The following is a 15,605-nucleotide window of genomic DNA, read 5'->3' as shown; positions in this document are numbered from 1 at the left end:
CCAGTCCTAAGGGTAAGTTATCCACGTGTTACTGAGCCGTACGCCATGAATATAAATTCATTCAACTTGCATGGCTTAATCGAATCCCAATAGCAGTATCTTCCGCCAGGATCAAACGGATTTACACTTATTTTTTGGTAAATCAGTCTTATCATAGCAGATATTTGTATTTACACACTGTTTTTATCTTCTTTTTTTAGAAGTATTTTTTTGAAGTAAACTTAAAAAAAATTATAGCAGTTCTTTTTGTTTTTAACACTTTTTTTCGTGTTACACCACTAATCAATCAATACAATTGCATTAATTGTCTACTTGCTTTTTTTGCGTTTAACGTACTTTGAACTAAACCATTTCCCCATGTCAGTTGACATGTTTGAAACTTTCTTTTAGCTCTCATTAATAAAAGTTATTTATTAAAATGTTCTTATCGCTACAATTGGAAAAACTACAAATCATTACTTGGAAAATCTTATTGATTTTCTCATGTTCATGTGTCTCGCTTTTTGTAGCACATACTATTACCAACGAACCAAATCTAACAAGATAATTAGAAAATATTACATAAATATTTTTATTACATTTAATTTATAATTATGAAAAAACATAAAAAGTTATTAGAAAAAAAACTAAAAAAATTGAGAGAAGTTGTTATTCATCATGAAATGTATAAAAATAATAAAACAAAATGCAAATGAAGTACGAAAAATACTTGCAAACACAGATCAAATAAACCGGGGATATAAACTAGATACAGATGATGAATTTGTATACATACCACTAAATGAAGTTTATGATGAAAATATAATAGAGGATATTAAAACACAATATCCAATTGATGTTACACAACATACATTTAATGAATCTAAATACAAAGCTCAAAGTTTTATGGATTATCTAGAAAATAAAATTGATCCTAAGAAAGCCCAAGATATTAGAAAATCATTTGATATAATAGGTGATATTGTAATTCTTGAGATTCCACCAGAACTTGAAGATGAAAAATATAATATAGCAGATGCAGTTCTAAAATTTACAAAAAGACGAAGTATCTATTATAAGAAAAGTAACATAGAAGGTATAATGCGAACACGTAGACTTGAATATCTAGCTGGTGTTGATGATCTTGAAACAATTCATAAAGAACATGGTATCAGATTTAAACTAAATCCAACAGAAGTATACTTTAGTCCACGTCTTGCAACAGAAAGAGCACGGATTGTTGATGAAGTAAAAGCTGGAGAATTAATAATTGACTTTTTTGCAGGTATAGGTTCATTTCCAATAAGTATTGCACATAAAAAAGATGCAACCATATATAGTGTAGATATAAATCCTGAAGCTTATCATTATGTATGTGAAAATATGAAACTTAACAAATTAAAAGGTAAAGTTATTCCAAAACTTGGTGATATAAATGAGGTAATTGTTGATCTTCCTATGGCTGATCGTATTCTTATGAATCTTCCAGGCACAGCTAAAGATTTTCTAAACCTTGCAGTAGATCATCTTAAAAAAGGTGGAATACTTAACTACTATGAATTTTCATCAGACTATGATACAGTAATAAAACATGTGAAAGATGCAGCATATCCACGAAGTATTAATGTATTAAATATGAGAAAAGTAAAATCTCAAAGTCCTGGTGTATGGCATATTGCAGCTGATGTTCAAATAAATTAAAAAAAATAAGTTTATAAAAAATAGGGGTGATGAAAAAAAGGGGGAAAGGATAATTATAATGGTTTTTTTATTCCTTCCTCTGTTATTATTCCTGTTATAAGATCTGATTCTACAATATCAAATGCAGGATTTTCAACTACTGTTTCATCACTTGCAATATTTTTACCATTAAATTTTAGCACTTCTTCTTTTTGACGTTCTTCTATTGTTACATCAAAGATATTATTATCAACATCAAATGTACTCATTGGTGCTGCAACATAAAATGGTACATCATATCGTTTAGCAGCAAGTGCTACCATAAGTGATCCTATCTTATTTGCAACTCCTCCTTGTGCAACACGATCTGCACCTATTACTACTTTATCAATTTCTCCTTTTTGCATCATATGTCCTGCTGCACTATCTACAATAAGTCTTACAGGTATATTTTCTTGTTGCATTTCAAATACACTTAATCTTGCACCTTGAAGTAGTGGTCTTGTTTCATCACATACTACATCAACATCTTTACCATTTGCAACTGCTGAGCGTATTACACCTAGTGCTGTTCCATAACCTGCACATGCAAGTGATCCAGCATTACAATGTGTAAGTATTGTATCACCATCATCTATCACTGTATTTCCATATGCACCTATTTTTTCATTTGTTCTAATATCATTTATTGCCATAAGATTTGCAGTTTCAATTGCACTATTTCCATCATCTACAGATTTAAGTACTTGATCTACTGCCCAGAAGAGATTTACTGCTGTTGGTCTTGAACTTTTAATTTCTCTTGCTGCAACATCTAAATCAATTCCCTCATTTTCTGCTAGTGCCATTGCATATGCTGCTGCTACTCCTATTGCTGGTGCTCCACGTACTTTCATAGTCTGTATTGCATCTATTACATCTTTGTATGTTAAGCATTCTACGTATTGTACTTCCATTGGTATTAATGTTTGATCAAGAAGATAAAGTTTATTATCTTTCCAGTATAATGTTTCAATCATTTTAATTTTCATCTCACTATATTTTTATTTTTTTTTGTAATGTAATTATGATTTAATAAATTGTTTTATATATAATTTAAGAATTTAAATTAATTTAAAAAAAAGAGGTTTGGGAGATTAAGTTTTTATTATTTTTGAAAGTCAAAATATTTTCTAGCTTTTAGTAATGACTATTTGGAACCATTTCAAGTGAGAAGTCTTGATCTTTAACACCAGGTATTCCAAATGCATCAGCACGACATTGACTACATGCACGGAAAACTGGTAAGTATTCTTCTACTTGTTTTCTTATTGTACTTAGTTCTCCACATCCTGGCTTTTTAACATCTTTAAATTTATTTAATGGTATTAGTGGTAAAACATTCATTATTGATGCACCTTTTGCTTTTACTGTTTTTGCAATTTCAACAATATGTTCATCATTTACACCTGGTATTACCACACTATTTACTTTAACTACTACACCAAGATCTGATAGTTTTTCTACTGCTTTTAGTTGATGATCAAGAAGTAATTTAGCACCTTCTATTCCATGATATACTTTTCCATCATATTCTATATCATCATAAATTTCAGCACCTATAGTTGGATCTACTGCATTTATTGTGATTGTTACAGTTTTAACTCCTACATCTGCTATTTGTTGTGCATAGTCTGCTGCTAGTAGTCCATTTGTACTCATACATAGTATTAGGTCTGGAAATTCTTCTCGTACTTTTTTAAATAATACTAATGTTTCTGGATTATCTAGTGCATCTCCTGGTCCTGCTACTCCTACTACACTTATTGGCATTTGACTGGTTGTTTTTCTTATATGTTCTATTGCTTCATCTACTGACATTATGCATGAAGCTACTCCAGGTCTATTTTCTTTGTCTGTTATTTTTCTTGTACAAAATCCGCATTGTATGTTACATTTTGGTGCTATTGGTATGTGTATTCTTCCTACTTTATCATGTATTTTTTCATTAAAGCAAGGATGTGCTTGTGTTACATGTGCAAAATGTTGCATTTTCTTATCTTCTTGCATTGATATTACCACCTATTATTATTTTTCCTAGTTTATATCTATCCTATAATAATATATAACTATTGTTAATTTTTTTAGTACTTTATTAAATTCAAAAAAAAAGAATAAAGAAAAAAAATAATAAAATTTAAAAAAAAAGTAGTATTATTTTCTAAATTTTACATCATTACGTACTTCTTCAATTATCTCATCAAACTTAGCATACCAACTTTCATCAATAATCTGATCACTACAAAGAAGACATACCATATCACGTTCAGAACGATTATGAGATATTCTAAATCCTTCAGGAACAATTCTTAAAATTGCATCATACACTTTACGTTTAAGTTCTTTATATGGATTAATAACCAGAAAATCATCAGGATTAAAACTTGGCTCTTTAACTTCTATTCTATAACGATCAGGCTGTGCAACATTAGCACGTCCTTCTTTTTTCCAAAGTTCACGAAGAAGATCCGGAGTATAGTCTTCTTTGTCAATTTTTATTTTTAGTATTCCATCTTCCATCTTATATGTTGCCATATCTTTAAGATAGATTGGTGCTGATGGAGGTGCAAGTCTTATAACACCAATAAATACAGCATCACGAGGTTCAATAAATATTTTAATACCATTTATTGCCTTTGCAAGCTTTAAATCTTGTAATGTATATCTTAGTATTTTTTCATATGCTTGTGCACCTTGTTCATCATAGCATTCTACATACATATTTAACAAATCCTTAAATTTTTTTACTTTTCTTTAGAATCTTTTACTATCATCTATATCTGTATCTTTAAGACCTGAAACAAGAAGTGCTGCACCTACAGCTCCAATATATTGTGAATATTCAGGAACTATAATATCAACACCACCAAGTACATCTTGTACAGCATCAACAAGTCCACCAAGAAGTGATGTTCCACCTACTTGTATAAGAGGTTCACGAACATCAATTTCCTGAAGTTGCTGTTCATATACTTGTTCTGCTACAGAATGACATGCAGCACTAGCAGCATCTACATTTGATGCTCCACCAGCAAGAGTTGTTACAAGATCCTGAATACCAAATACTATACAATAACTTGCAAGTTCAGCATTACGATAATTTCCACGACGAGCAAGTTCACCAAACTCTGTAATATCAACACCAAGTCTTCCACTTGCCATATCAAGGAATCTTCCACTTGCACCAGCACAAATACCTCCCATGGTAAAGTTATCAGGAATACCATTATTTACAGTAATAACCTTGTTATCCATACCACCAATATCAAGAACTGTAGCTTCACCACGTTGTGCATCAGCCAAATACACAGCCCCTTTACTATTTACTGATATTTCCTCTTGTATAAGTTTTGCACCAAGTTCTTTTCCTATTGTAATACGACCATAACCTGTTGTTCCAACAGCTTCAATATCATCATATGTATAACCAGTACCAGCTAAAGCTTCTTGAATAGCATCATTAGCACAACCTAAAATATCACCTGTTTGTACCCATCCGGTTCCTATTACTTCATTATTTTCCATAAGTGCAACTTTTGTTGTGGTTGATCCACTATCTATACCAAGAGTAAGTCCTTCTTGTTTTTCACGTGCAAGAATATTTTTACGTGATACAATAGTTGTAAGTGCTTCCATACGAATAAAAAGTTCTGATGCTTTTGTATTTTCTGTAAATGAATATGTTACAACAGGAAGATCTGTACATTCCTGGATAAGTTTACGTACCTCATATCTAGCAATTGCACCCTCAGCACATCTAAAACATGTACATATAAATACTGCATCTGCTTCTGCTGTACCATCTACTAATGCCATTGCACGAGCAATCATAAGTTTAAGACTTGAACTTGCACAACTTAAACCAAATCTTTCATATGCTTCATCTATCTGATCTAATTCTACATCAGGTAGTACCATTTCTGCTCCAAACTTTTCTGCTGCTTCTTCAATTTCTTTTTGAACTCCACTATAATCTGTTCCACATGATAATTGTGCTATTTTAATAGACATAAAATATTATTCCTCCTGTTTAGTTTTTTCTTCTTCCTCTTTAAGGTCACTTAGAAAAGTGCTTATTTTATATACTGCATCTACTGTTTCATCACGACTTTTTGGGAATTGTAACTCTAAAATTGGCATATTTTTATGTCTCATTGTAAATAATGTTAACTCATTTGTACGTGCACATCCAACACACCCAAACCCGTATGGTGCATCTTGCATTATAATAGCAGCATCAGCTTCTTCAATTAAAGGACCAAATATTGCCATACGTCCACGTACACCTGATGGTACTTCTATTGCAGCATATTTAAGTCCTTCTATTGGATCATCTTCTGTAACATTAAGTGGTGGTGCATCTATATCCGGTGTTGTTACTTTATTATGTATTTGTTGTTGAATTACTAGAGCTTCATGCCCATTTCTTTCAACAAGATCCGCTAAGATCATTGAATTTGGTGGAAATACTATAACTTTCATATTATTATACCTCAAAATTTTATTTTTTAACCTATCATATTATTTTTTTTAATTATCTTCTATCTTTTTTTTCTAAAGTTTCATCACTTTTAAATATTTCTGATACTTCATCTAAACTAATACCACATGATTTTATTCTCTTATCAACCACACAACTTTCTGGTAGTTGTTCTACATTTTCAAGAAATTCTGTTATATCTTCTATAAATTTTATTAACTCATCACGACTTGATGGTTTAGTTAGTTCAAGACGTGGTATTTTTTTACGTCTTATTTCATGAACTAATACTTCATATGCATTATGACATGATATACAGCTAAATAGTATTAATTCATTTAATGTATCATACATCTTTTCATTATCTTTAGTGTGTGTATTTTCATTTATTATAATTACAGCATCACTATTTTCTATTATATTATCATATAGTATAACCCGACCCTTTACACCTGATGGTTCATCAAACGATGTGTACTTCATATATTCATTCATATTATATCCTTTCATGTTAAATGGTGGCTTTGAGTAGTCTATGAAGCATTCATCATCATTTGTTATTTCATGATTTTCAAGATCATCTTGTGTTATATTACATGCACAAAAACATTCATGCCCCATTTTATTTACCAGATTTACAACCATCATTGCCATATCAGGTATTACTGCAATTTTCATAAAATTCACCTTGAATATAAAATCTTACTTCAAAAGTTTTAGAATTTTTTTTATCATTACACTACTTCTACTAAAAATATTATTCTGTGTTTGTAGAATTTTCAGGACATACTTCATTCATTACATCTTTAAACTCATCTACACTTACACGTTTTGGCCTGGTTACTTCTACACGTTTCATATGTTCTAGTGCATATGATACATGAGGAAGTAGTTGATATTCAGCTTGTAGTTGATGGAATCCTTCACGTGCTCCTTTTCTTTTTGCACGACAACGTCTTGGATCACCAACTGGGAATCCTCGTGTTTTTATAAATATATGATTTGGGTCAAGTTCTCGTGCTTTTTTAACAGCTTCTAGAACATACTCTTCTTCTCCATTAATGTGTGCCCCATAACATGTGAGTCTTATATTTATTGGAAGTTCTAGCATTTGAAGTTCTGTTACAAGTTCCTTTGTACTTATAAAACATCCAGGTCCTAGTACTATCATTCTATTTATTTTATCAAGTTCTTCTGAGTATCTGTATTTTCCATTTCCCATTGGAATACGACAAAACTGGTTATCTATACTACTTTCTTTCTTTGACATATATAGTATCTCCATCTTTAAAGTTTTTCATATTATCAAATCCGCCAACAACACGTCCTATTATGTTTGTACCGGCAAATGATTCACCAGTAGGTCCAAAATCTGAATTATCAACAAATCTTATACCTATGTTTCCAACTTGTTTACATGCTGTGTTACTTACACATATATCCCATGCATTTACTTTATCTTCTGGAAGTTTTTCAGGAATAAGTCCTCGTGCTTCTTTATTTACTGCTTTAAACATTAAAAGTTGCATATCTTTTATTGCCATATTAACAAGTAAATGTCCTACATCACTATTAAATAATCCTGTGATTTTTCTAAAATACCATACAGAACTTGGACTTGCATCAGGATATAACTCTATTTCTACAAAGTCTTCTTTTGGTACACCTAATGTTTTTATCTTATTTTGCTCTGCTATTTCTACTGTGTAGTTTGGATCTTGTGCTACAACAACAGCATCATCATCAACAACTCCATCACGCATATGTTCAATTCCACGTTCTTCTAAGTACTTATCAGCTTCAAGTTGTGTTAGTCCTACTGTGGATATTTTTGGTGGTGATGTAATTGTAGTTATTCGATCATCATGCTTTGCAATGTCAAGAAGTTCCATTCCTTGTGTGATTCGTCCTACTTCATTATGTGATGGTACAAGTATTCGACTTTCACGGTATATGTATACACGTCCTACACCATGTCCCTGGTTTCTTAGTGTTACACATCCACGATTTCTTTTTGATACATCTTCAACATCACGTTCTAGTCCTTTAAGTGAATCATTTTGTATGAATGTATTTGATTCATAGTCTACTTTAAATGTTCCATCTTCTATTACTTTTAAGAAGTGTTCAAATGAAACTGGTGCTTGTCTATCTGCTTCAACTTCTATGTATGTGTATAGTTCATTTCCATCTTCAAGTTTTGTGTCAAGATCACTTACCTGAGTTGAATCTATTACACTTTTTCGTTCAAGAACAGGTTCTATATCTACTATTGAATCATTATTTGTAAGTTTTGCAATTGTGCGTCTTCCACCTGCTACGTGTGCCATTATTCCTTTGTTTTCATCTGGTACTCCGTATATGGATTTATGTTTATCTTTTGAAAAGATTATATGTGTACTTTCATTTGAAAATGATGCTAAACTTACAATTACATCCCATTTATCATATAAGAATTCTTCATTTGTAGGTTTAAGATCTGATACTATTGAACCCATTGCTGCTTCTTTTGATGATGTCCATCTAATTAAAGAGTTTTTAAACTTCATATAATTATTTTTCCAAAATTCAGTTAGCATCTTAGCATTACTATCTAGTTCTATAATTATACTTCCTTGTGTGGTTCGTATTTTATATTTCATTATAGAACTTTCTAGTTCTTTTCGTCCTTTAATTAAAGCTATTGCTGATCCTGGAATATATGGAGCATTTGCAACTTCTATTGCATCTTTAATAGTTGAACCATCATCGAGTTTGATTTCAACATTGTTAACTTTAACTTGCATTTTTTTCCTTCCGCCTCAAAAAAAGTTTAAAAAAAAGAATTTAGTTTTTGAGGATTTTATATAATAACCTCTTTTTTTCTTCTTTTTTTAGCTATACCTTTTTGACTTTCATTTTTTTTTATAAATTTTATAAAATGTTAATATTTAATATTTATATATTTTTTTTTATACGTAAATTATTTATAGTTATTATCTTATTAATAGATTAAAAAAAAACTTAAGATAAAAAGGTACTAATTTTTAGTATTAATCATAATTTATCATACTAAATACTAATGAATCATGAAAAAATATTTTAAAAAAAATAGTAGTAAAAAAAAGAGGGTTAAGAAAAGTAGAGATAACTTTCAATGATAAAGGATAATGTTATTTATCTTCTTCAAATCCCATTATCATATCAGTATTAAAATCAAAAACTGTTCGTGTTTCATTTTGATATGTCATTGAAAGTATTTTATCATCACTTACAGATCCTACATGATTTGCATTAATATGTGCTTGATTTAGTAGTTTGATTGTTTCATCTGTATTATCAGAATTACATGTTAGTACAAATGCACTTCCAGGATACATACGTAGCCATGATATCCAGTCTATTGATTCAGGTTTTGGTATTTCATCAAGATAAATATGTGCTCCTTTATTTGATGCTTCAAGTAACATTCCTAATGTCCCAACACATCCTGGGTTACTTATGTCTTTTGCTGCATTTACAAGATGTTTTGATCCAATCTTATTCATAATTTTTATTTGATCTTGCACATATTGTGGTGTTTTATCACTTGTTGAATCCCAGTTTATCTCAGTTTTTGGATAAATACTACCATCTAAATCTATTGCCATGATTATATCATCACCAACTTCTGCTCCACAACTTGGAATTACACTATCTTTATCTACTATTCCACTTATTGCTACATCAAGTGCATTATATGGAGTATCAGGATGTGTGTGTCCTCCTACCATTGGTACACCAAATTTCTTGATTCCTTCTTTGATTCCATCCATTATTTCATCAACAATATTAGGATCTGATGATGATAACACATTAGTCATTCCCATTGGAAGTCCACCCATTGCTGCTATATCATTTACATTTACAAGTACAGAACAATATCCTGCCCACCATGGATCTATATCCATAAGATCTCCCCATATTCCATCTGTTGCAAGTAGCATTAGTTGATTATTTCCTATATCTATTGCTGCTGCATCATCTCCAAATGCAAGATGTACTTTTGATGATATATTATATACATCTTTTAGTTTTTCTCGTACATCAGCAATTGAGCTTTTTCGTGTTACTCCTTTAAATGTTCTTATTGATTTGATGATTTCATTATAATCCATTAATATGCAACCTTCCCTTTTTTTTGTATTAATTCATTATTTGTATATTCTTTTTATTATTGTTTTATTTATATACTAGGAAATTTGTTTTTCATCTATTATATTTTCGAGTTGTTTATCTACAAATTTATATTCAACACCTGTTTTATCAATAAGTTGTATTATTGATTTTCTAAATTCATCCAAGCTTTTTATTGTGATAATAGTGTTGTTTTTAAATATTTTCTCATATATAAGATGTCCTATTTTATCATCAAAGCCATGATGTAATTGTATTATTGTTGAATTCGGGTGTTTAAATCCTTCAAGTACTACACGATCTAAATCTCCATCTGTTATTCCAATAATTGGTATGTTAAATCTGTATAGTATGTCTGATGTTAGTAGTGTTGTATCATCACCTATTGAACATATAATATCTGCATCTTTAAAGTCATATATGTCACATGCAGCATGATTAAGATACACTGCTTTTAATTGTTTATTTGGTGTATGTTTTATTTGTCTAGGTTTTATGTTATTATTTCGTCTTAGAAGTCCTGTTTTTATAATTGCTGTTTTAAGATCTATTGATCCAAGTTTTTCAAGACCATGTTGTTTTATTATTCCACCTTCCATAGCAGTAATCTGACCATTTTCTGCGATTATTGTTAGATTATCATCTGTTACACGTCCTATGATTATTCCATTTAACATTATATTTTCATTCTTTGATACTCCTGCTACTTTTCGTCGTATTATATTATCATCATCTGTGTATCCTGTGTTTTTTTGTGCTATTTTTATAGCTTCTTTTGAATCTATTATTGGAAGATTAAACTCAGCAGCTATATTTTTAAGAAGTTCTTTGTCTGTTTGTTTATTCCATTGTATTATTACACCATCATTATATGCTGGTCTTTCTATTTGTATAATGTTTACAGGATACTTTATTTTATTTAGCACTTTATATCCAAATGTATGACCTGTTAGTGTGGATTTTCCAGAATTTAAGAGAAATAGTACGTCATTTGTTTTTGCAAGAAGTTTTATTGATTCACTTGGAAGTAGTTTATCTTCTATGTTTATAATATCCTCAGCATTTGCATCTAATACTGCTGTTCGTCCCATTGTTCCTCCAAGTCGTGATGTTACTTTTCCATATTTTGATAGTTGTTTTATTATCTTTGTTGCATATCCTGAATCTATTATTGTAGGTCCATGTACTATCACACCTATTTTTAACATAATATTTTTATTCCTCCACCTACTCATTTTTCTATTTTTCCACAAATTTTTTATCCTTTTTAGTAGTTGTTTCGTCCACCTACTCTTTTTCGTATAATTTCTGATCCACATATTTCACATTCATCATATGGATAATTTGTTTCATATTCTTTTTTGCATCCTTTACATATTCGTACCCATTGTATTGTATTTTTTATACCTTTTGTGTTAACTGGTTTAAATTTAAGATTTAGTAATTTTAGTGTGTTTTGCATTGAATAATCATCTGTTACTGTTACTGGATTATATCCATTGTTTTTATATTTTAATGCTAGTGCTACTATTTGTTTATCAGTATCAGATAGTCTTAGAAAATCTCCACTTTCAAGTAGTGTTGGCATAATTTTTTCATAATCATCAGGTGTTATATCTTCTATTTTTATTATTCCATTTTCTATACATTCATCTAGTTTTATTTGTGTTTGCAGATCTTTTATTTCTTCAACTGCTTTTGATGTCATTATATTTTGTGTTTTATCTGAATAAAATCCATTTATTATTCCTGATGCATCAAGTATGTATATCTTATTTTCCATAGTTTATCATTCAACTCCCACATTTTTTTTAGGATAGAATTTTTAGCATTTTCTTTTTTTTGATTTTTGTTTATTATATATATTAATCTAAATTTATAAAAAAAATTTTTCTAATTTATTAATTAATATGTTTTAATTCAAACTAAGCTGAAAATTCTTTATATAACAAAAACACCTATAATATTATTATATAAAAAAAGAAATTTAAAGAAAAAAAATATAGTTTATATAGAAATTATAAAAAAAGAATTCTTTAAGTTTTAATTATTTAAGAAATCAAATATTTAAAAAAAAACATTATACTTATAATTACATATTCAGAGTTGATCAAACATGCGTTTAAAAACAATAGTGGGAAAAGAAGTATTAGATGAAAAAGGATCTATTCTAGGAAAAGTAACAGATGTTGATATTGACACAGCATCAAATTGTGTTAATAGTTTTATCATAACACCTAAATCTGGAAATTCAATAACAAATACATTTTCAAAAAAAAATGAAATACTAGTACCATTTGAAATGATAAAAAGTATTGGAGATAAAATAATTCTTAAAAAAGCAATTACAGAAGCTGAATCAATTGTTGAAGAACTTGAAATGATAACATACTAAAAAAAAATTACTATTTTTTTTAGATAAAACCTAAAGTTATTTTTTCTATTTACATAAAATCTTTTAGTCATAATTAATAAAATAAAAACTAGTAAAAAAAATGTATTACTAAAAAAAAATATTTTAAGGGAGTATGGCATATAAAATGAGTAACTATAAAAATAAACTAATGCAATTATTAAAAGAAAATGATGTAATCAAATTCGGAGATTTCACACTTTCATCAGGAAAAAAAAGTAATTACTATGTTGATATGAAAAAAGCAATTACCGAACCTGAAATACTAGAATGTGCTGCAAATATGATAACACAACAAATAGAAGATAAAAACATTGATAAAATAGCAGGTCCTGCACTTGGAGCTGTACCAATTGCAACAGCAACATCACTCATATCAAAAAAGCCAATGCTAATGATAAGAAAAGAAAAAAAATCCTATGGAACAAGTAAGCAAATAGAAGGAGAACTAAATCCAGGTGATAATGTAATAATAGTAGAAGATGTTACAACAACTGGTGGTTCACTTCTTAAAGCAATAAATGTAATAGAAGATAATGGTGGAAATATCATTCAAGCATATGTAATTGTAGATCGCCAAGAAGGAGCAAAAGAAACATTTGAAGAAAAAGAAATTGAACTTAAACCTCTTCTTACAATTTCAGAATTTAAAGAATATCTAAATTGTAATGAATAATTATAAATTACTAATTAAGCTTTAGATTAAAATAAAAATTAATATATAATATTTATATTAAAAAAAATAAAATAAAATAATAAGATTTTAAAATTTAGTTAAAGCATTAGAATAATTAATTAAATTTAAGAAAAAAAAATAAAATAAAAATCAAATAAGAAAAAAATAAAATAAAAAAAAAATAAGAAGCGTGATTAAACATGAATGCTAAAGAAATCTTAGGAATGAAAATAATAGACAAAGACGGAAAAGAAGTAGCAAAACTTGCAGACATCAGATTCAACGTAAAAACATACCAAGTAGTAGACCTCTATGGATCAACAGGAAACCCAATAAGCAAAAAATACTATGAAATAGACCCAAAAAGCATTATTGCAATGGGAGAATACCTCCTAATTAGTGAAACTCTTGATCAATTAAAAGAAAATACACTAACAAAAATACCAGCAGATGATGAAACATCAACAATAAACCAAGGACTTGAAAAAACAGTAATAGACAAAGATGGAAACATTGCAGGAAAAGTAACAAACATAGAAATAGCAAAAGATCCACTAACAGTAACAGATATTATAGTTGAAAAACAATCATTCGGAAAATCAAAAGCAAAATATGAAATAAACAAAGATGACATAGTAACAAATGGAGATTACATTATCTTAAATAAAACACTAAGTCAAGAAAAAGTACCAGAAGAAGACAAAGATGATGAAACAAAAGAAGAAGATGATGACAAAGAATAAATAAAATCATTATTCTTTTTTTTTAATTCTTTTTTTTAAATACTAGTAATATACTCTTCTTACCAAAATCATGCTAATTTTTCAAAAAACTTTTATAATTTTTATAATAATTTAATCATTTAATTTTAATTCTACAAGTTTTCTTAATTCTTTAAGATTTTTTTCAATAAATGGTCTTGCCTTAGGTTCTGAGAGTATTTTATACTGTTTTTTATGTGATTTTGCATATGCTTCTTTCATAACTTCTTGAAGTTCATCTACAGGAGATTTTAGTATTATGTCAAGCATTTCTCTTTGTTTTGGATTAAGTCCATCTAGTGCTACTATTACTTTTGTTTCAAATTTTGCTATTAGATTTGCATTTGTTTTTACCATTGTTTTAAGTATTAATGATGGTACTAATGTAAATAGAAATTCATATTCTAATACATCATCATAGATTATTTTACGTTCAACCATAATTGTTATTCTCCCAAAATAATATAATAATTTTTTTTTAGATCATGATATTTTCATGACCTGCTATTATTTTAGTATTATATTTTTTTCTAAAGTTTAATATTTTTTCTAGTGATTTTTGAGCTATTGTTATATTATTCATATAATCAGATGGTGCAACTTCATATTTTACTGATTCATTTATATAAAATACATCACCTGCTATTAGGATTTTTTCATCACTATTTATAAGATATGATAGATGTCCTGGTGTATGACCGGGTGTATGTATTGCAAAAAGTGAGTTATCATTAAATATATCCATACATAAGTCAAGGTGTGGCATTTTTGTGAAGTTATCAAGATTTAGTATTTTTATTGTTTTTTTATTTTTTAAATATTCTCCATAGTAGTATGGTTTTACATCCATACTTTTTTCAAGTGAGGAGAAATATATTGGTATATTATCATCTAAATTAAGAAGTCCGGCTATATGATCTATATGTAAATGTGTTAGAAAAATACCACTTAGTTTTATATCATGATCCTGAATATAATTTAATACAGTTGTATTAGGATTTTGTTTAAATTTTGATCCTACTTGTTTTAATTTTATACCTTTTTGTGATCCATATGGATTATATGTAAATGTTTCATCAAGCCCTGCATCAATTAATAAATATCCATAATCTTCATGAAATAAAAGATGTGATACAACAGGTTTATAAAATGATTTATTTATAAAATTATTTTCATCAAAAAATTTCTCATTTATACATCCTGAATAATTTAGTTTCACATATCCTGATGTTATACATTTAATATAACGTATTTTACTTCTTTGATTATCAAATATATTATTCCATGAGTTTTTTTGTATTTTTTTGCTTTGATGTTGTGTGATATTCATGAAAAAATAAACTCCCCTTTAATACTTTTATCTATCTTTTTTTGTTAAATTAATATTTTTTTTATTCTAACTAAATTATATTATATTAATAT

At 28.6% G+C, this 15,605-nt stretch carries 17 protein-coding genes and 1 rRNA gene; 4 read left to right on the top strand and 14 right to left on the bottom strand.

Going from position 1 to position 15,605, the window contains the following annotated elements:
* A 16S ribosomal RNA gene (locus MSCUN_RS04465) occupies positions 1-122 on the bottom strand; the annotation flags it as partial.
* Between the two features lie 535 nt (positions 123-657).
* Between MSCUN_RS04465 and MSCUN_RS04460 the strand changes: the two genes are divergently transcribed.
* Positions 658-1,680, top strand: a complete 1,023-nt coding sequence (locus MSCUN_RS04460) for a class I SAM-dependent methyltransferase (RefSeq protein WP_095608633.1) — start codon at positions 658-660, stop codon at positions 1,678-1,680.
* 53 nt (positions 1,681-1,733) lie between these two features.
* On the opposite strand, the gene mtnA is transcribed toward MSCUN_RS04460, so the two are convergent.
* From mtnA to MSCUN_RS04405, 11 genes are all read right to left on the bottom strand, one after another.
* Positions 1,734-2,675, bottom strand: a complete 942-nt coding sequence (gene mtnA, locus MSCUN_RS04455; RefSeq protein WP_095608635.1) for an S-methyl-5-thioribose-1-phosphate isomerase — start codon at positions 2,673-2,675, stop codon at positions 1,734-1,736.
* Between the two features lie 163 nt (positions 2,676-2,838).
* Positions 2,839-3,708, bottom strand: coding sequence for a radical SAM protein (locus MSCUN_RS04450; protein ID WP_095608632.1), 870 nt, complete (start codon positions 3,706-3,708; stop codon positions 2,839-2,841).
* A 144-nt stretch (positions 3,709-3,852) separates the two neighbouring features.
* Positions 3,853-4,419 (bottom strand): methanogenesis marker 17 protein, encoded by a 567-nt coding sequence (locus tag MSCUN_RS04445; protein WP_095608631.1) that lies wholly within the window; start codon positions 4,417-4,419, stop codon positions 3,853-3,855.
* 33 nt (positions 4,420-4,452) lie between these two features.
* Complete coding sequence (locus MSCUN_RS04440; RefSeq protein ID WP_095608630.1) at positions 4,453-5,709, bottom strand: methanogenesis marker 15 protein; 1,257 nt, start codon at positions 5,707-5,709, stop codon at positions 4,453-4,455.
* 6 nt (positions 5,710-5,715) lie between these two features.
* Positions 5,716-6,180 (bottom strand): methanogenesis marker 5 protein, encoded by a 465-nt coding sequence (locus MSCUN_RS04435; protein ID WP_095608629.1) that lies wholly within the window; start codon positions 6,178-6,180, stop codon positions 5,716-5,718.
* 52 nt (positions 6,181-6,232) lie between these two features.
* Positions 6,233-6,856: a DUF2112 family protein gene (locus tag MSCUN_RS04430; protein WP_095608628.1), complete on the bottom strand. Its 624-nt coding sequence runs from the start codon at positions 6,854-6,856 to the stop codon at positions 6,233-6,235.
* A gap of 79 nt (positions 6,857-6,935) precedes the next feature.
* Positions 6,936-7,349 (bottom strand): methanogenesis marker 6 protein, encoded by a 414-nt coding sequence (locus MSCUN_RS04425; RefSeq protein ID WP_095608634.1) that lies wholly within the window; start codon positions 7,347-7,349, stop codon positions 6,936-6,938.
* A gap of 79 nt (positions 7,350-7,428) precedes the next feature.
* A complete protein-coding gene (gene mmp3, locus MSCUN_RS04420) occupies positions 7,429-8,964 on the bottom strand; it encodes a methyl-coenzyme M reductase-associated protein Mmp3 (protein ID WP_095608627.1) in 1,536 nt (511 codons plus the stop codon).
* A 366-nt stretch (positions 8,965-9,330) separates the two neighbouring features.
* A complete protein-coding gene (locus MSCUN_RS04415; protein ID WP_095608626.1) occupies positions 9,331-10,314 on the bottom strand; it encodes a methanogenesis marker 2 protein in 984 nt (327 codons plus the stop codon).
* 75 nt (positions 10,315-10,389) lie between these two features.
* Complete coding sequence (locus MSCUN_RS04410; RefSeq protein ID WP_095608625.1) at positions 10,390-11,541, bottom strand: DUF2117 domain-containing protein; 1,152 nt, start codon at positions 11,539-11,541, stop codon at positions 10,390-10,392.
* Between the two features lie 59 nt (positions 11,542-11,600).
* Entirely contained in the window at positions 11,601-12,116 is a 516-nt protein-coding gene (locus MSCUN_RS04405; RefSeq protein WP_095608624.1) for a PIN domain-containing protein, read from the bottom strand.
* A gap of 333 nt (positions 12,117-12,449) precedes the next feature.
* On the opposite strand from MSCUN_RS04405, the gene MSCUN_RS04400 reads away from it, so the two are divergent.
* The 3 genes from MSCUN_RS04400 to MSCUN_RS04390 all read left to right on the top strand — a co-directional run bounded on the left by MSCUN_RS04400 (position 12,450) and on the right by MSCUN_RS04390 (position 14,165).
* Positions 12,450-12,728, top strand: a complete 279-nt coding sequence (locus MSCUN_RS04400) for a PRC-barrel domain-containing protein (protein WP_095608623.1) — start codon at positions 12,450-12,452, stop codon at positions 12,726-12,728.
* Between the two features lie 145 nt (positions 12,729-12,873).
* Positions 12,874-13,422, top strand: coding sequence for an orotate phosphoribosyltransferase (gene pyrE / locus MSCUN_RS04395; RefSeq protein WP_095608622.1), 549 nt, complete (start codon positions 12,874-12,876; stop codon positions 13,420-13,422).
* 200 nt (positions 13,423-13,622) lie between these two features.
* Positions 13,623-14,165, top strand: coding sequence for a PRC-barrel domain-containing protein (locus tag MSCUN_RS04390; protein ID WP_095608621.1), 543 nt, complete (start codon positions 13,623-13,625; stop codon positions 14,163-14,165).
* Between the two features lie 111 nt (positions 14,166-14,276).
* Here MSCUN_RS04390 and MSCUN_RS04385 read toward each other — a convergent pair whose 3' ends face one another.
* Positions 14,277-14,624 carry a hypothetical protein gene (locus tag MSCUN_RS04385; RefSeq protein ID WP_095608620.1) on the bottom strand — a complete coding sequence of 116 codons (348 nt, stop codon included), beginning with the start codon at positions 14,622-14,624 and terminating at the stop codon, positions 14,277-14,279.
* Positions 14,625-14,661: 37 nt separating this feature from the next.
* Positions 14,662-15,513 carry an MBL fold metallo-hydrolase gene (locus MSCUN_RS04380; protein WP_095608619.1) on the bottom strand — a complete coding sequence of 284 codons (852 nt, stop codon included), beginning with the start codon at positions 15,511-15,513 and terminating at the stop codon, positions 14,662-14,664.
* Positions 15,514-15,605 lie beyond the last annotated feature (92 nt).

The sequence above is a fragment of the Methanosphaera cuniculi genome, from assembly GCF_003149675.1.
Classification (GTDB): Archaea; Methanobacteriota; Methanobacteria; order Methanobacteriales; family Methanobacteriaceae; genus Methanosphaera; species Methanosphaera cuniculi.
The sequence above is the reverse complement of the archived record's forward strand: the minus strand, read 5'-3'. Positions and strand labels throughout refer to the sequence as shown.